Source organism: Novosphingobium sp. PP1Y (assembly GCF_000253255.1).
GTDB lineage: Bacteria > Pseudomonadota > Alphaproteobacteria > Sphingomonadales > Sphingomonadaceae > Novosphingobium.
The window spans coordinates 1,144,857-1,161,602 of sequence record NC_015583.1 but is presented as its reverse complement, the minus strand read 5'-3'; the positions used below and the strand labels follow the sequence as shown (position 1 = coordinate 1,161,602).

Genomic DNA, 16,746 nt, shown 5'->3' with positions numbered 1-16,746 from the left:
GATCCCGCAGGCTCAACCCGTAGGCCAGGTACCAGCGTACGCACAGCATGATCAGCGAGCCCTCGAAATGGCGACCCTTGAACAACAATCTCTTCCCCGAATGCCGAAACTGCGCCAACTATCTCACATCACGCCAAAGTTTGCGACAGAACCACCGCCTGCGGCCATCTGCGGCATCGCCGACTTCCACCGCCGGCCCGACCTCAACTTCGGCGGAAAAGGCAAAGTCCAGTTCCGGCCTGGCGGCAGCAGGCCCTGCGGCGTCGGAGGCCGCCGCCGACAGGGCCGTTGCATTGAGGGCCAGAACGGCCAAGGCCAGACTGCAAGCGGCTTTCATGCTCGACGTGACCTTTTCCTGTCCCTCTATACCGCCAAGACTATCAGATCGGATAATGTCCGGCCTGCGTCTCCACCGTAATCCAGCGGGTATCGGTAAAGCTGTCAATGCCTTGGCGGCCACCGAAGCGGCCATAGCCGGATGCGCCCACGCCGCCGAACGGCATTTGCGCCTCGTCATGGACCGTCGGGCCGTTGACGTGGCAGATGCCCGACTTGATCTGGCGGGCAGCGCCCAGACCGCGCGCCGTATCGCGGGTAAAGACCGCTGCCGACAGGCCATATTCGGTATCGTTGGCCAGTTCGATGGCGTGGGCTTCGTCACGCGCGCGGATCATCGCGACGACCGGGCCGAAGCTCTCGTCGCGATAGAGGTTCATCGCATCGGTCACGCCGTCGACGACGGTGGCCGGCATCAGCACGCTGTCGGCGGTGCCTCCGCTGAGCAACGTGGCGCCCTTCGCAACCGCGTCTTCGATCAGCGCGTTGACGTGGTTCACGGTCTTGCGATCCACCACGGCGCCCAACGGGGTCTTGCCTTCGCGCGGATCGCCGGTGGCCATCGAACCTACCTTGGCCGCGAACTTTTCGGCGAAGGCATCGGCCACGGCTTCCACCACGATGATGCGTTCGGTGGACATGCAGATCTGCCCTTGGTTCATGAACGCGCCGAAGGCAGCGGCCTTCACCGCCTCGTCAAGGTCGGCATCCTCCAGCACGACGAACGGCGCCTTGCCGCCCAGTTCTAGCAGGCAGGGCTTGAGCAGCCAGGCGGCACGCGTGGCGATGATGCGGCCAACGGCGGTGGAACCGGTGAAGTTGATGCGCTTCACCTCGGGTGCGTCGATCAGGGCGCCCACCACGTCCGCCGCATCCTGCGGAGCGTTGGTGACGACGTTGACCACGCCCTCGGGGAAGCCGGCCTCGGAGAACGCCTCGATGATCAGGGCGTGCGTGCGCGGGCACTGCTCGCTGGCCTTGAGGATCACCGCATTGCCGCACGCCAGCGGCACGGCAATCGCGCGCACGCCCAGGATGATCGGCGCATTCCACGGCGCAATGCCCAGGATCACGCCCACCGGTTCCTTGATCGCCATGGCAAGGCAGCCCGGCTTGTCAGACGGGATGACTTCACCGGCGATCTGGGTGGTGAGAGCGGCAGCCTCGCGCACGATGCCCGCGGCCAGGCCGAGGTTGAACATGGCCCAGCCCGCCGTCGCGCCGATCTCGCCCATCATGGCGTCGACGAAGGCATCCTTGCGCGCTTCCAGCGCATCGGCGGCCTTGAGCAGCACCGCGCGGCGCGCGTTTGGTCCCAGCGCCGCCCAGGCCGGCTGCGCGGCAGCTGCGCGCGCGGCAATGGCGGGCATCTGCCCGGCGGTCATGGCCTCGGCGCTGGAGGCCACCTCGCCGGTAAGCGGGTTGATGCGTTCGAACTTCATACGAGAACTCTCCCAGGGATTTCGCTATACATAATAGCAATTCTGGTTGACGTGTACAACGCCCCAAATGCCATGCCGCTGTGCCGTCACTCTTTCGCCAGCCACTCCAGAATGGCGGCGCGATCGGCGTCCAAAATGGGCGGCGGCGCCTGCGTGCCCGGCCCTTCCGGCTGCATGCGAAAGCCCGCGTTGGGGATCGAGACCGGCCCTTGCGAGGGCAGCCCGGGCCCATCGAGTTCGAGCATGGCGCCTGGCCCGGCAAGGCTGACGGCTTCTTCCACCTTGCGCACCATCCCGCAGGGAATGCCCGCGGCGCTCATGCCCGATTCCCAATCGGCCGCATCGCGCGTTGCGATCACATCGGACAGCTGGGCCTTCATCGCATCGAAGTTGGCGCGCCGTGCGTCGGGCGTCGCGAAGCGCTCGTCTTCAAGCCAGTCTTCCCGGCCCACGAAGCGCGCGAGGGCCGCGAACTGGTTGGGCTGCACCACCCCCAGCGACACTTCGCGGCCATCGCGCGCGCTGAACAGCGACGCCGTGGGCAGGCCGGAATACCCCGTGTTGCCAAGGCGCGGCATCGACTTGCCGGTGACCGTGAAGGGGGTCAGCGCCGATGTCATGAACGCCAGCGCCGCATCGAACATCGACACGTCGATATAGCTGCCGCCCTCACCCCGCATCCGGCGCACCGTGGCGGAAAGAATGGCGATGGCGGCGGATTGGCCCGTCAGGGTATCGACGATGGGAAAGCCCACGCGGATCGGATCGTCGTCCTCGCTACCGCTCAGCAGCATCATGCCGCTGGTGGCCTGGACGATGTTGTCGATCGCCGGCCAATCGCGCTGCGGGCCGTCCTGGCCGTAACCCGAGACGGAGCAGTAGACGATCTCCGGGTTGAAACTGCGCACCGTTTCATAGTCGAGGCCTAGACGCGCCATGACGCCGGGCCGGAAGTTCTCGATCAGTACATCGCAGCGGCCCACGATTTCACGCGCAAGTTTCGCGTCTTCGGGGTCTTTCAGGTCCAGCGCGATGGACTTCTTGCCGGCATTGGCCGCGATGAAGGCCGGGGCCATGCCGTCATACCTGCGATCACCGCCGTAGTTGCGAAACCCGTCGCCGTGCTTGGGTTCGATCTTGATTACCTCGGCGCCCAGCAGGCACAGGAGGTGCGTGGCATAGGGGCCGGCCATGATGTGGCTGAAATCGGCAACGCGAATGCCGTGGAGTGGTTTGCTCATTGTGCTTCCGGAAAGTTCTTGCGTTCGACGGTCCAGCCGGGCGCGGTACAAAGGGTGCAATCGGGGCCGACGAACCAGCGTGCGGCCTTCGGATCGCGGTTGATCTGCCAATTTAGCCAGGCCGTCCCGATCTGTGCCCAGATACCGCCGTTCTCCAGCATGAAGGTGCCGCCGTGCCCGATCGGCAGGCTGGCTGCCAGAACGGGCAGGCGATCGATACGGTCAAAGTCGTCCATCCCGTTGGGGAAGGCGACATCCTGCGGCCCGCCCAGAATATAGGCGATGGAGGTGTGCAGTCTGGCAAGATCGGTCTTCTCCAGACGCACATCCTGCTCGAACCCGTTGGAACGGTCGTAGATGCCGCTGTTGAAGGCGACGACGGTGGAAATGCGCGGATCGCCGCCAGCGGCAATGGCCTGCAGACCGCCACAACTGTGCCCCATCACGGCCACGCGGGTGGTATCGATGTGCCCGGCCAGCGCATCGCCCGGCAGCGCGCTATGCGCCATGGCCCAGTCGATCGCGGCAAGCAGATGCGTCACGCTGGTCTCATCGGGCGTGGAACGAGCAATCACCGTGGGCCGTCCGCCGGGCGGCGGTGTCGGCCCGTTCTTTTCCGGCACCGCATCCAGCACATCGCGTTCCTGCCGGGCCGAACCATTGGCTATGATCACATAGCCATGGCTGGCCACTTCGCGCAGCAGATGGCTGGCCGAAAGGCCGTTGTCCCGGCAGCCGCCGTTGCCCCACAGCACCAGCGGCAGCGGCTGCGCGGGCAACTGTGCGGGCCGGTAGAGGGTATAGCCGGGCGCATCGGCGCGCACTTGCGCAATCGCCGGATACGGCCCCGTACCCGCTGGGTCCCCGATGATCCGGTCGACACCGCCGGTTTCGGCCAGTGCCGTCCCCGTATGCGCCAGGCACAGTACCATGGCGGCCAGCGTCGACCTTGCGAAGATCCCCTTCATTGCGCTTACTCCCCCTGTTTGCTGCAGCGAACTTGGTCTCTTGCCGCGATGCTGGCGCGCGCCGTGCGGAACACGGCCAGCCCGTCGATCCCGAAGCGATCCAGCCCCCTGGCGTTGCGCTCTGCATCCTGGAGATAAAGCGCATCGAAGCGGCGCTGGTCGGCATCGCTCATGCCCGAGATGGCAACGCCGCTGTGAACGGCCTCGTCATAGCCCTTCTGCCAGGCCACCTTGAGTTCCTGCATCAACGCATCCTGCCACACCGCAACACCGCGCTGCAGGATGTCCCGCTGCTGCTCCGACAGGGCATTCCACTGCGCCTCACCCATCGCGCGCGAGGGATAGGCCCCGCGCGGAATGCGCAAGGTGCTGTAATAGCTTGCCACTTCGGCGAAATGGAGCGAGCGGAACGTGTCCGCAGGTGCAACCACGCCATCGATCACGCCCTTGGCCAGCGCGGAATAGACCTCGTTCATCGGCATGTTGACCGGGTCGGCGCCCAGCGACCCCAGCACGGTCAGAAGCTCTGTCGGCGCACGAATGCGCAGCCCCTTGATATCATCCAGGCTGTGCAGCGCGCGGTTTCGCGTGACGATCCCCAGCGACGGGCCGCCCTGCACCGCCAGCACCTTGAGGCCGTGTAGCTCGGAGGCAAGTTGCGGGCTGCTGGCCAGCATGCAATCGAATAGCGCCAGCTGCGACGGCATCGATTCCGCGCTAGAATAGAATCCGGCCTGGATGCGGGTCAGGTGCGTACCGCCGCGCGAATAGATCGGCGTGATCAGGCCGATGTCGGCCACGCCGTGCCGCAGTTCCTCCATCGACATGTCCGAAGACAGCAACGAGCCTGACCAGTTGGGCCGGATGCGCAAGGTGCCCTTGGATACGCGCGCAACCCAGTCCATCCAGGCCTGGTCCGCCTTGCTGAACGGGTGGTTGGGGCCATAGGGACTGGCATAGGAAAGCTCTGTCACGCCCTCCGGCGCCGGGCGTGCGCACCCGGCAACCAGCAGCGTCAGCGCAAGGAGGATGGAGCGGACGATCACGCCAGCCCCTTTTCCTTCAGGAAGTCCACCACCAGCGACACCATCCGGTCGTGATCCCAGTTCTTGGCATCGACCATGTCGGCATCGAGCATCAGCACAGGCACGCCGCTTTCCTGCAGACTGAGACCGGTCAGCTTGGTGCCCGACTGCGACAGACGATTGTCCGGCGGCAGCAGCACCAGAGCGGCATCGATCCCGCAGCGCTGCGCCTCGTTTTCCATCCAGCCGTTCATCCACGGCGGCAGGTGCAGCACTTCGTTCATCGAGCAGATGCGGCTGGCCAAAGCCTCCATCGGCTTGCCCTTGATGTCGCGGAAGTACTGCGGACCGGCAAAGGGCATGTACATCGACCAGACGAAGACCGCCCCCAGCCGTTCCTCCAGTGCCTGGTAAAATCCGGGATCGTGCCACACGCCCGCTCCGATCCACATGAGGCGGATCTTCTCGTTGCGTGCGGCGCCCTCGCCCTGCGCGATGCGTTCGAGCACTTCGTCACGGAAGCGGCGAGCATGAGCGACGGCCCAGTCGGAGCCGCGGTGCCACTGCGGGATCATGGTGTTGGACATCTGCTCGCCGATCGAGACCGGACAGGGGCGCGCCTTGGCCAAGGCCTGGTTCGCTTCCCAGATGTAGCCTTCCTGCACGTTGATCTGTTCCATCAAGTGCTGGAACTTGGCTTCGTCGAACCGGCGCCCGGTCTTGCTTTCGAGCAGTGTGATAAGGTCGCGCATCTCGGCCACGTGCAGGGCGATGCGATCGGGATCGAACACGGTTTCCCATTGATCGGAAGACTTCTCGAACCAGCGCGGCTCCTTGTGCTCCCAGGCGGGGGCCTCCATCGGGAAGAATTCCGTCCCCATGGCCTTGGCCCACTGCGCGAACACGTGCTGGATGCAATCGCAGGTCAGCCGCGCGACCAGCACGGTGGGTGTCGGCAAACCACCCCAGGGCGCGGTCTTGGGGTCACTGGCCAGCGTGCAGGCAAAGCCCAGCGAGCAGTACTTGCAGCTGTTTTCGGGAAAGCCGTGCTGGGCCATCACATCGAAATAATGCGCCGAAAGCTGCTTGGCCGAGATATAGGCAGACCACCACTGGTTGGTGATGATCGGGATGTCCATGGCGTGGAAAATCTCGTGCGGCGTGTCGGCCTGCACGATGGCGAACGGCTCGCCCTCGTCCACCACGCGGCGGCGCAGTTCCAGTCCGAACTGCTTCTGGTAGGCGTTGGCATCGGCCGTGCACGCCAGCGTCTTGCGCATGCGCTGGCCGGAGGGCGCAGGGTTTTGGGTCTGGCTCATTTGAATACTCCGGCTTGCGCCAGCTGGGCGATCCGCTCGTCGGGGATGCCGCAGATCTGGCGCGCAATCTCTTCGTGGTGCTCGCCCATGCCGGGCGCGCGGAATGGGCGGAACCCATCGCGCGAAAACTGCATGGGCGAGGCGATGTGGCCGAACGTGCCGAGCAGCGGATGCTCCAGCATGACCAGCGCTTCGCGGGCCGCAAGCTGGGGATCGCCCTCGATCATGTCCTCGGCGTCCTGCACTACGCCGCAGGCGATGCCGACGGCCTGCAATTCGGCCGCGATGGCGTGGTCCTCTCGCGCGCTGGTCCAGGCCGCGATGTCCTCGCCGGTGATCGCCACCAAGGCGTCCTTGTCGGTTGGCGAGAAAGCGCTGATGGCCACCCATCGATCGTCACCCGAAGCGGGGAACACGCCCTGGAAGTATACACCTTCAGCCGCGTTGCCGCTGCGTTGGGGGCGCTGCCCGGCCTTTGCCGCGGCAAGGCTGGGTCGCATCTGCTGCACGCAGATTTCGTACATCGTAGCATCGATATGACACCCGCGACCGGTCTCCCGGCGATGCTGCAAGGCGGCGGCCACCCCGGCGGCCATGACGTATGGCACGATCACGTCGCCATAGGGCACCGCGCCCGGGATCACCGGATCGCGATCGGGGTAGCCGGTCAGGTAAGTGCGGCCGGACAAGGCGCCGCCGGTGCCGTCCACGCCCCATTCCTGCGCCATCGGCCCGGTTTGACCGAACACGCTGCCCGACACCATGACCAGCCCGGGATTGCGCGCGGTCAGCGCATCATAGTCCAGCCCCAGCTTCTTCATCGTACCCGGCGAAAAATTCTCGACCACCACATCGGCCCAGTCGATCAGCGGATCGAGCAATTCGTGCGACAGCGGGTTCTTCATATCCAGCGACAGGCTGCGCTTTGAGGTGTTGAGGTGCGAGAACCAGGGCTTGTCATCCCAGTTGCCGGGCTGCGAGGCGGAAACCTGCACGTCGAGACGGGCAAGGTCCGGGCGCGTACGGCTTTCGACCTTCACGACCTCGGCGCCAAGATCGCCCAGCGTCTTGGTGGTGATCGATCCGACTAGTGCCCACGCGAAGTCCAGCACCTTGACGCCGGACAGCGGCCCCGGACGCGTGCCGGTGTGCACGGCAGGCGCCGGGACACCTGCCGGGCCTTCGCGGAAACCGGCGAAGCGCTCGGGCAAGCCATCGGGGGTATCGAAGAAGCCGCGCGCGGCCAGATGGGTATCTGCCAGCACGTCGGCAGGCTCGTTCACCACGCAGGCGTTGATCCCGCGACGGTGGCCTTCGCTGGCCATTTCCGCCTTGGTGCGGGTCAGGAAGAAGGCTGCAATCGCCGCTTCCCACAAGGCACGCGTTTGCGCCGGAAGCGTCGAACGGTTGTAGCTGAGCCAGTCCGTGCCCGCCAGAGGATTGGGCACGCCGGCCTCGTCCATCCAGTCGGACAGGGCCTGGTTGGCAGGCGCGCCGAGGCGCCCGGTCATCAGCGAATGGAAGCACCATCCGTCGGCCAGCTGCCAGATGGCCTTGACCGTCGCCTTGCCATAGGCCAGCGCGCCGCCGACGCGAACCAGCTTGCGGCGATCGAATTGCCATACCAGCACGCCGTTGAAGTTGCGGCTGAAGGCAACCTGCTGGATCGACACGTCTACGTGCTGGCCCTTGCCATGCGCGCCCCGCGCAAAATGCGCTGCCATTGCGCCCGATGCCGCAACCATGTCGGCATGGAAGGTGCACGCGTCGAGCGCCTCCTTGACCGGCGCCAGTCCCATCTCGCCTGTGACGCGCAGCACACCGCCCATCGCCGAAGCGACCAGTTCTCCCCCGCGCCAGTGCGAACGGGGACCGCCCGAGCCGAACGGTGTGACCGAGACATGCACCGCGTCTTCGCCCACCTGTACATCGCCCAGCGCTTCGCGGCCCAAGTCGTCGATCACGAACGATGCGCCTTCAACCGGACCGCTGATCTCAGCACCCAGCGACGCAAGGAAGCGGGCCAGGGGCCTCTCCGCCATGCCGCCGAGAACGGCGACGCGATGACCTGCCAGCACCTTCATGCGCCCAAACCTCCCAGGAAACCGGCGATCTGCGCATCAACGCCGTCGTTCGCGCGCCAGTCACGGCGCGTCAGAGAAAGCAGCGGGATACCGGCAGCCTCCAGCGCCTGGCGCTGCTCGGGCAAGTGCCAGATCTCCGTTTCGTCCTCTTCCGCAAACCACAGCACCACGGCTTCGGCACCATTGGTCTGCACGGCCTCGACGATGGCCTCTCCGCGCGCGAAGAAGCCGCGACCGCCGCCGTGCCGGGCGTGCATCGCCTGGCCAAGAGCGGCGTGAGGGTCACCCGTGTTCTCGACCACCACCGGCCCTGCATCGCTCCACTGATCTGCCAGTGTCGGCCCCGCCGGAACCCAGCCCGCCGCTTCGATCATGGCGTGGATCCGGCGATCGGGCGGCGCGGTTCCCCCCAGGAGGCACAGTCGTCCTTCGGGCGCGTGCGCTTGCACCCTGTGGCGGTTGCCCGCGACGATGGCCTGTTCCAGCGCCGCGTCGTCGACACCCAACTGGTCGGCGAGCTTGCCGATCGCCGAAACCGCGTGGTCAAGGCTGGAGCCGCGAGCGATGCGCGCCACGTCGCAGATCAGCGGACGCGGACCACCGATCGCGCCGCGACGCTGCAGTTCGCAGACGTAGTAGTACAGGCGCTGTGCAGCATCGTTCGCGCGCGAGAAGACAACCGCCTCATAACTATCGAGCGCGCCGATGGCCCAGTCCTCGAGGATCGAGAAGGACCACCTCGGAAACTTCGATTCCAGCCATTGCGCGGCTAGCGGCATGTCGCGATCGACATTCCAGCCCAGCGGCCCGGCATAGCGGCCCGTGGCCTGCAGCAGATCGAGGGGCAATTCCGGCCCGACGGATGCAATCATGGTCATTATCCCAACAGGGCTGGCAGCCAGAGCGCCATGGCCGGAAACTGGATCAGCAGGATCAGGTGCAGCAGATCACTGACGAGGAAAGGCGTGACCCCCTTGAAGATGCGCGAAATCGGCACATCCTTGGCGACGTTCTGGATGACGTAGAGGTTCATGCCCAGCGGAGGATGGACAAAGCCGATCTCCATCGCGCGGCAGATGAAGATGCCGAACCAGATCGGCGTCATCCCGGCCGATTCCACGATCGGCAGAAGGATCGGGGTCGTCAGCAGCATGAGCGCCAGGCCGTCGAGAACCGAGCCGAGCAGCAGCAGCAACAGCGCCACCAGCAACAGCGTGGCAAGCGGGCCGAGCGCCATGTCCTGCACCAGCGACCCCGCCGCATCGGCAAGCCCGGTAACGCTGACGAAGACCGAGAACACCAGCGCGCCGATCACCACCAGCAAGATCATGCCGCTGGTGCGCAGCGTATCCTCGAAGGCCTTGAAAACCATCGCGCGCGACAGGCGGCGGCGCCATGCGGCAATCGCGATAGCACCGCTGGCGCCGACAGCGGCGGCCTCGGACGGGCTCATCCAGCCGATGGCTATGCCGCTGATGACCAGCGCGATCAGAACCAGCATGTCGCCGATGCGGGCCAGCGCACGCAGGCGTTCGCTCCAGCTTGCACGCTCGCTGCGCGGTGCAAGGCCGGGCTTCCAGAACACCAGGCCCCACACCACCGCGACATAAAGCGCGATCTGCGTGATCGCCGGAATGATCGCTGCGGTAAAAAGCGAGCCGATCGACTGTTCGGCGATGATGCCGAACACGATCAGGGCGCCCGACGGCGGGATCATCTGGCCCAGCGTGCCGCCTGCCGCCACGGTGCCGGTAGCCAGCGCATCGGAGTAGCCGCGCTTGCGCATCTCGGGCAGCGCGACCATGCCTATCGTCGCGGCGGTGGCCAGGCTGGAGCCGTTGATGGCGCCAAAGCCCGCGCAGCCACCGATGGCTGCATAGGCCAGGCCGCCGCGCCGGTGCCCCAGCATCTTGGCGGCGGCGTCGAACAGGTCGCGGCTGGCGTTGGCGGCAAAGAACAGTTGCGCCATGAAGATGAACAGCGGCAGCGTGCCCAGCTCGTACCGGGCCAGGGTGTCGATCGCCAGCACGCCCGACTTGATGAGGGTCGGCTCGAACCCGATCACCGCGACCAGTCCAACCAGACCGACCAGGCCAAGTGCCGCGCCGATGGGCATGCCCATCAGCAGCATAACGAAGAGGATGAGGACGCCGACTATGCCGGTTTGGGGATTTGCGTAAATCTTCAGGGCCTCCGCACCAGGCGTCGAACCAGGACGATGATGGTCGCCAGGATGCCGATGTTCGCGATCACGCGCAGGGCGGCCCAGGGCACGCCCACCAGTTCGCTACGCTCATGACTGGGCCACATATCGGCAGCGATCCAGATCGAGCCGGCCAGCACTCCGGCAAAGAACAGCGCGCTGGCCAGATCGGCGATGCGAAGCGCCCGCGCCGCCCATGCCTCGGGCAGACGATCCACGACCAGGTGCACCTTGGCATGACTGGCGCAGAGCGTGGCCCAGAGCAGCGCCACCGTACCCGCCGTCAGGATCGCGGGCTGGATCAGCTCGATAACACCGTGCAGGGGCAGGCCGATATGCCTGCCCACCACGCCAGCGGTGTCCAGCGCGGTGGCGGCCAGCAGGGCCGTGCCACCCGTACAGACAAGAGCCTTGCGCATGTCCATCATGCAGCCCTCACCGATCCGTCGGCGCTGATGGCAACCGGGGCAAGTCCGCCCGCGCGCGTGATTGCCTCGCAATAAGTGCGGATCTCCTGCGCACGCGCGCCATCGGCCAGCACCGGACGCCCCGGCGCCTCGACCGTCACCGGGACGATACCGACGCGTGGTGCCTCGCCGTCGGTGAAGTCCAGCGTTCCCAAAAAGGCATTGATCGCTTCGGGATGGAACGGTGCCAGATGATAGGCCGGGTCGGGTTCGAACCCGAACAGTTTCTTGCGCCGTTCTGCCCACTCGCGCCGCGCCGGATGGTCTTGCGCCGGGCTGAGCGCACTGGTTACCACGCAACCGTTACCCAGCCCATGGAAGATCGGCTTGCCCAGATGGAATTCAATGCCGCGAACGATGTGCGCATGGTGGCCCAGAACCGCATCGGCGCCGGCCTCGATCGCGTGGCGCGCCAGAACGCGTTCGTAAGGCTCGATCTGCGCGGTCGTATGCACGACGCCCTTGTGCATGGCGACCAGCACGATGTCCGCCTTCCCACGCACGGATGCGATCTCCGCTGCCAGACGGGTCAGCGCCGCAGGAGCAACTTCGCCCAGCCGGGCGGCGGGCGCGATGGGCGAACCGTCCAGTGTCTCCACCCGCAGATAATTGGAGCCGGCCCCAGCCTCGGCGGCCCAGCCATTCTCGGGGCCGACGCAGTTGTAGCTGAGCAAAGCCACGCGCCATCCCGCACGATCGATAAAGGCAGGCGCGGCGGCTTCGGCCAGATTCGCGCCGGCTCCGGCAAACGCGATGCCGCTATCGGCCAGTTCCCGGCGCGTATCCGCGATACCTTGCGCGCCGCAATCGGCGATGTGGTTGCCGGCGAGGCTGACCATGGCGTAGCCTGCGCGCGCAATCGAGGCCACGTTTTCCGGTGGCGCGCCCGGCGCCGGTACGTCGCCTGCCAGTTCGGCCTGCGTCCGGCTATGCGGCACCTCCAGATGACCGATGGCGATATCCGCCGCCTGCAGCGCTGGCGCAATGCCCGACAACCAGTGATCGCCGTCCGGCTCGTCGAGCACGAGGTCACCGGTCACGACCAGTTGCAGCGTGCCGCGCGGCCCCACGGTAATGTCTTCGTTTTCGGGCATCGTCAGTCCAGAACGGGAAGGTCTATGCGCGAGGCATCGGCGCCGCCCTGCCACACGGTCAAAACCGGAGCCGGGTCCTGCCGAATTTCGCCAAGGTTGCGCTGGCGCAGATCGGCGCCGGTGACGGTTACGCGCAAGCTGTGCCCGGCCGGCACCACGCGCGACACAGGGGTCAGGGCGATATCGAGCGCAACCTTGCGGCCGGGCTTTACCGGGGCGGCATCGGCAGCAAGGCCCGAATGCCAGGGCATGCCCAGCGTATCGTACGGCGCGGGCGAAAGCTTGCGGCTGGATAGCGCCAGTCGACCGAACGAAATCACCTGCGCCTTGCCCTGCGCATCGATCTCGTCGAGATAGACGAACACGTTGGCATCGGGCGTGCTGGACGAAACCGTCAGTTGGACCCGGGGAAAGCCCACCAGCGTCATGGGTTGGCCAAGCGGCGCGCTGGAATAGCTGGGGCCATGGGCATCCATGGGATCGACCCAGAACGCGAAATAGGCGCTGTCACCCAGCTCGTAGTCGACGGCGAAGCTGTCGTGAGCCGCGCGTCCGGGCATTGGGGCCAAATGGCCGCGCCCCTTCATGGAGACATCACCCGGCGACAGATACCATGTCACGGGATGAGACTGCTCGCCCGGCAAGGCCTGCGACCTGACCCAGCCCTTGCCTTCCGCCCAATAAGTTGCGCGCGGCTGCTGCTCCAGCCCGTTCGCTTCGCCCTTCAGGTGGAAATCGAAGTAACGGCGGATCTCGCCGGTGAAATCGAAGCCGGGCGGCGGATTGCAGTGATCGCCCGGGCCACCCAGGAAGCGCCCGCCAAGGCTGGCTGCGCTCTGGATCGACTGGGCGGTCGGCTCATCATGCCAGTTGCCCCAGAAATAGGTGGCGATACCCGCGTTGCGCATGGCGTCGAGCCGATCGTAGAGTGCGACTTCCTGCCAGAAGGCATTTCCCGTGAGCGAAGACACGCTGTCGCGATAGGGCATGGAATACCACAGGCCCGCCATCGGCGTGTTTGCGGCATGGCCGGCCACGGCCTGGGCCAGCTGCTCTCCCTTGGGGTCCGCATCAACCGGCACGCTGGCCAGATCGTAGGATGCCGGTTCATCAGGGCGGGTGTTGAACTGGGCCGCGATCCCGCCGCGCCGCACGAAGGCGTACTTGTCGATATCGGACGCACCGATGAACACGGCCTTGAGCGCGGAAGGCGCGCTGGCCGCGGCCTGAAACGTGGTGCCCCCGAGATAGGAGCAACCGACCATGCCGACCTTCCCAGTGGCATAAGGTTGCCGCGACAGCCACTGGATCAGGTCATGACTGTCACGCGCTTCGGTGCGATCCTGGAATCCACGTCGCGTGCCGAACGAAGCGCCCTTGCCGCGAACGTCAGCCGTCGCCACCACATAGCCGGCCCGGATCAGCGAGCGCAGCGCCAGCCTGTCGCCCAGAGCCAGTTCGACGACTTTGCCGTTCTCGTCGCGATAGCGCGCACGATAGGGCGTTGCCGCGAAGATCACCGGCAGGGGCCTGGACTCTACCATGTCGCCGGTGGCCGGACGGTAAACATTCACAGCCAGACGGGTGCCATCGGCAGCGGGGACATAGAAAGATTCACGCCGGTAATCGGGATAGTCTTGGGACAGCGCATCCGTTGTACAGGTAAGGCCGAGAGCGGCGCCCACAACGCTTCGAATCATGTTTACACGCTCTCCCGTTCTTGCTTGCGTACATGATTGGGAATGCAATGAATCATTGCAATCGAAAAATTGACAATATTATTATTGACAATATCATCCTCGAAAATTCCACAGCCTGCGAGCCGATACGATGACAGACAAGAAAACACCCGGAGCCTCGGAAATCGCCGAGTGGATCCGCGATCGCATCCGCAAGGGGCGCATGGTTCCCGGCCAGCGTCTGGTGGAAGCCGACATCATGCGCCAGACCGGGGCCAGCCGCTTCAAGGTGCGCGAGGCCTTCCAGCGGCTCGAAGGCGAAGGCCTTGTCCACACCGAGGAATTTCGCGGTGCATCGGTTCGCAGCGCAACGCACGAGGAGATCCGCCAGATCTATCGCTGCCGCGCGGCCCTTGAAGGCAGCTGCGCGGCTGATTTCACCCATAACGCCACCAGCGGCCAGCGCGAACGCCTGCTGGATCTGCAGGTCCAGCTGGAAGCCTGCGTCGAGGAAAACGAATCCGAACGCTTCGGCCGCCTCAACATGGAATGGCACCAGCTGCTGATCGAAGGGGCCGGAAACGCCGTTGCGGGTCAACTACTGGAACGCCTGCACGTGCCCGTGCACCGCCTGATGTTCGAAAGCTTCTACAGCGCCAATCGGCTGCGCGCAGCCAATGCCGACCATCGCCGCATCATCGATGCGATCATGGCCAACGATCCCGTATCCGCCGAAAACGCCATGCGCAGCCACGTTGCGGCGGGCCTGGACACGCTCAACCAGATCGACAGCGAAGTCCTGGGGTAGAACCTGTATTCACGGCTGGTCGTCGAGCGCCTTGGTGGAGACATGCCAGCCGCTCTGCGTACACAGGCCGCAATCCGCGCTCTTGAACATCGCGCCTTGCGAGCGCACGCCTTTGAGTTGCCAATCGAGCCAGGACACGACCGGCTCGACGAACTCGCCGCCGTGCACCTTGCGATAGTGTTCGGCGTGGCCGGTGCCTTCGTGCCAGACCCAGGCGGCAGGCAACCCGGCGACAGCGGCGAAATCCGCCTGTGCGTTCTTGTGGGCAATGTCGCTCGGATCGCCGCTCAGCCACAGCGTCGGGGCGTGCAGGCGCGCAAGGCGGCTCTGTTGCAAACTCTCGCGTGATCACCAAGACTGCCGATTTGGGTTGGCAAGGCTGGTTGTGATGGATGATTTCAAGGGGCGGCATTTTGCCGGCGAGGTAATCCTGTGGGCGGTGCGTTGGTATTGCCGGTACGGTATCAGCTACCGCGATCTTGAGGAAATGCTGGCCGAACGCGGGATCGATGTCGATCACACAACGATATATCGCTGGGTTCAGCACTATGCGCCCGAGATGGAGAAGCGGCTCCGCTGGTTCTGGCGGCGCGGCTTTGTTCCGAGTTGGCGCCTAGATGAAACCTACGTCAAAGTGCGGGGCAAGTGGACCTACCTGTATCGGGCGGTCGACAAACGGGGCGATACGATCGATTTTTACCTGTCCCCGACCCGCAGCGCAAAGGCTGCAAAGCGTTTTCTGGGTAAAGCCTTGCGCGGACTGAAAGACTGGGAGAAGCCGACGAAACTCAACACCGACAAGGCACCAAGCTACGGCGCGGCAATCGCCCAACTGAAACAAGAAGGCAAACTGGCCCCGGACACTGAGCATCGGCAGGTGAAATATCTGAACAACGTGATCGAGGCCGACCATGGCAAACTCAAGATGTTGATCAAGCCTGTACGTGGCTTCAAATCGATGCCCACCGCCTACGCCACGATCAAAGGCTTTGAGGTCATGCGTGCCCTACGCAAAGGGCAAGCCCGAGCGTGGTGCCTGGAGAAGGGGATCAAGGGGGAAGTGCGTCTTGTCGAAAGAGCATTTGGCATTGGGCCATCAGCCCTGACCGAAACCATGGACATGCTCAATCAGCATTTCGCGAACGCTGCCTGATCCTGAAAGCCAGGGCGAAAAGTTCCGCCAATGCCGATGTTTGCAACAGAGCCGATATGGCTGCCTGAGTCAAACCGAATAGCCTCCGGAAAACCCGGGACGCTTCAAGGTTTGCAACAGAGCCTCTTGACGGGGCAGCTCAACAGCCGGGAACAAAGCTTGCCAAATTTTGCCAAAGTCGCTATGAGAGTCAAAAAGTCGCTATGAGAGTCAATATGTCGACCATGAACATCTCGCTCCCGGAAGGACTCAAGTCGTTCGTGGACCAACAGGTTTCCACGCGCGGCTACGGCACCAGCAGCGAATACGTCCGGGAGTTGATTCGCAAGGATCAGGACATCCAGAAGCTTCGCTCGCTTCTGCTGGAAGGAGCGAATTCTGCGTCAGGCGCCCCGGCGGATAAGGGCTACTTTGACGGCTTGCGCGCCCGAGTAAAGCGCAGCGCCGCGTCGTGACGTCCAAACCGGTCGTGCCGCGCGCTGTGGCGCGTACCGACATCGACAATGCGATCGAACACTACCTCGCGGAGGCCGGACCGGAAGTGGCTCTCGGCTTTATCGACGCGCTGGAGCGGACCTACGCCGCGATCGGCAAGGTGCCCGGCATCGGTTCGCCGCGCTGGGCGCATGAACTCAACCTGCCGGGTCTGCGTTCATGGCGCATTCAAGGCTATCCTTGGCTGGTTTTCTATGTCGAGGCTGAAGCCAGTATTGATGTCTGGCGCGTGCTCCATGCCAAACGCGATATCCCCGCGTGGATGGAGGGCGAGGTCCCGGAGGCTTCGGTATGAACAAACAGGATGACCTGTTGATCGAGGTCGACGGGAACGGCGAACTCCAGTTGCCCAAGGAAATCATGGCCCGGCACGGATGGGGACCGGGGGTCCCGCTTGTTGCTGGAAGAAGTGCCTGAGGGGGTTCTGTCGGA

Annotated in this window: 17 protein-coding genes; 5 read left to right on the top strand and 12 right to left on the bottom strand. The window is 64.8% G+C overall.

The genetic code is table 11. From position 1 onward, the window contains the following. Window positions 1–380 precede the first annotated feature (380 nt). The 11 genes from PP1Y_RS06125 to PP1Y_RS06075 all read right to left on the bottom strand — a co-directional run bounded on the left by PP1Y_RS06125 (window position 381) and on the right by PP1Y_RS06075 (window position 13,879). Window positions 381–1,778 carry an aldehyde dehydrogenase gene (locus PP1Y_RS06125; RefSeq protein WP_013837213.1) on the bottom strand — a complete coding sequence of 466 codons (1,398 nt, stop codon included), beginning with the start codon at window positions 1,776–1,778 and terminating at the stop codon, window positions 381–383. An 86-nt stretch (window positions 1,779–1,864) separates the two neighbouring features. Then, on the bottom strand, window positions 1,865–3,019 hold the full coding sequence (locus tag PP1Y_RS06120) for a CaiB/BaiF CoA-transferase family protein (protein WP_013837212.1): 1,155 nt from the start codon (window positions 3,017–3,019) through the stop codon (window positions 1,865–1,867). Next, window positions 3,016–3,987, bottom strand: coding sequence for a hypothetical protein (locus PP1Y_RS06115; protein WP_013837211.1), 972 nt, complete (start codon window positions 3,985–3,987; stop codon window positions 3,016–3,018). Before PP1Y_RS06115 ends, PP1Y_RS06120 begins: the two co-directional genes overlap by 4 nt. 5 nt (window positions 3,988–3,992) lie before the next feature. Then, on the bottom strand, window positions 3,993–5,033 hold the full coding sequence (gene dctP / locus PP1Y_RS06110; protein WP_013837210.1) for a TRAP transporter substrate-binding protein DctP: 1,041 nt from the start codon (window positions 5,031–5,033) through the stop codon (window positions 3,993–3,995). Next, entirely contained in the window at window positions 5,030–6,331 is a 1,302-nt protein-coding gene (locus tag PP1Y_RS06105) for a 2-hydroxyacyl-CoA dehydratase subunit D (RefSeq protein WP_013837209.1), read from the bottom strand. The genes dctP and PP1Y_RS06105 overlap by 4 nt, the downstream gene beginning before the upstream one ends. Next, entirely contained in the window at window positions 6,328–8,415 is a 2,088-nt protein-coding gene (locus PP1Y_RS06100) for a CoA transferase (protein ID WP_041558454.1), read from the bottom strand. The genes PP1Y_RS06105 and PP1Y_RS06100 overlap by 4 nt, the downstream gene beginning before the upstream one ends. Beyond that, the gene (locus PP1Y_RS06095) at window positions 8,412–9,287 is read right to left on the bottom strand and encodes a hypothetical protein (RefSeq protein ID WP_148274863.1); all 876 of its coding nucleotides are present in this window, start codon (window positions 9,285–9,287) and stop codon (window positions 8,412–8,414) included. The genes PP1Y_RS06100 and PP1Y_RS06095 overlap by 4 nt, the downstream gene beginning before the upstream one ends. Window positions 9,288–9,292: 5 nt before the next feature. Next, entirely contained in the window at window positions 9,293–10,537 is a 1,245-nt protein-coding gene (locus tag PP1Y_RS06090) for a TRAP transporter large permease (RefSeq protein ID WP_232512295.1), read from the bottom strand. A gap of 62 nt (window positions 10,538–10,599) precedes the next feature. Next, window positions 10,600–11,037, bottom strand: a complete 438-nt coding sequence (locus tag PP1Y_RS06085) for a TRAP transporter small permease subunit (protein ID WP_232512294.1) — start codon at window positions 11,035–11,037, stop codon at window positions 10,600–10,602. Window positions 11,038–11,042: 5 nt separating this feature from the next. Further along, window positions 11,043–12,179, bottom strand: coding sequence for a CapA family protein (locus PP1Y_RS06080; RefSeq protein WP_013837205.1), 1,137 nt, complete (start codon window positions 12,177–12,179; stop codon window positions 11,043–11,045). 2 nt (window positions 12,180–12,181) lie between these two features. Then, window positions 12,182–13,879, bottom strand: a complete 1,698-nt coding sequence (locus PP1Y_RS06075; protein WP_013837204.1) for a CocE/NonD family hydrolase — start codon at window positions 13,877–13,879, stop codon at window positions 12,182–12,184. Between the two features lie 130 nt (window positions 13,880–14,009). Here PP1Y_RS06075 and PP1Y_RS06070 point away from each other — a divergent pair, with 130 nt between their 5' ends. Next, the gene (locus PP1Y_RS06070) at window positions 14,010–14,666 is read left to right on the top strand and encodes a GntR family transcriptional regulator (RefSeq protein WP_013837203.1); all 657 of its coding nucleotides are present in this window, start codon (window positions 14,010–14,012) and stop codon (window positions 14,664–14,666) included. Between the two features lie 9 nt (window positions 14,667–14,675). Here the strand turns inward: PP1Y_RS06070 and PP1Y_RS06065 are convergent, their stop codons facing one another. Next, entirely contained in the window at window positions 14,676–15,002 is a 327-nt protein-coding gene (locus PP1Y_RS06065; RefSeq protein WP_013837202.1) for a hypothetical protein, read from the bottom strand. Between the two features lie 52 nt (window positions 15,003–15,054). Here PP1Y_RS06065 and PP1Y_RS06060 point away from each other — a divergent pair, with 52 nt between their 5' ends. From PP1Y_RS06060 to PP1Y_RS26470, 4 genes are all read left to right on the top strand, one after another. Continuing rightward, entirely contained in the window at window positions 15,055–15,819 is a 765-nt protein-coding gene (locus tag PP1Y_RS06060) for an IS6 family transposase (protein ID WP_013837201.1), read from the top strand. Between the two features lie 215 nt (window positions 15,820–16,034). Next, complete coding sequence (locus PP1Y_RS06055) at window positions 16,035–16,274, top strand: type II toxin-antitoxin system ParD family antitoxin (protein ID WP_013837200.1); 240 nt, start codon at window positions 16,035–16,037, stop codon at window positions 16,272–16,274. Then, window positions 16,271–16,609 (top strand): type II toxin-antitoxin system RelE/ParE family toxin, encoded by a 339-nt coding sequence (locus tag PP1Y_RS06050; RefSeq protein ID WP_013837199.1) that lies wholly within the window; start codon window positions 16,271–16,273, stop codon window positions 16,607–16,609. The genes PP1Y_RS06055 and PP1Y_RS06050 overlap by 4 nt, the downstream gene beginning before the upstream one ends. Further along, the gene (locus PP1Y_RS26470; protein ID WP_255327347.1) at window positions 16,606–16,731 is read left to right on the top strand and encodes a hypothetical protein; all 126 of its coding nucleotides are present in this window, start codon (window positions 16,606–16,608) and stop codon (window positions 16,729–16,731) included. The genes PP1Y_RS06050 and PP1Y_RS26470 overlap by 4 nt, the downstream gene beginning before the upstream one ends. Window positions 16,732–16,746: the final 15 nt, after the last annotated feature.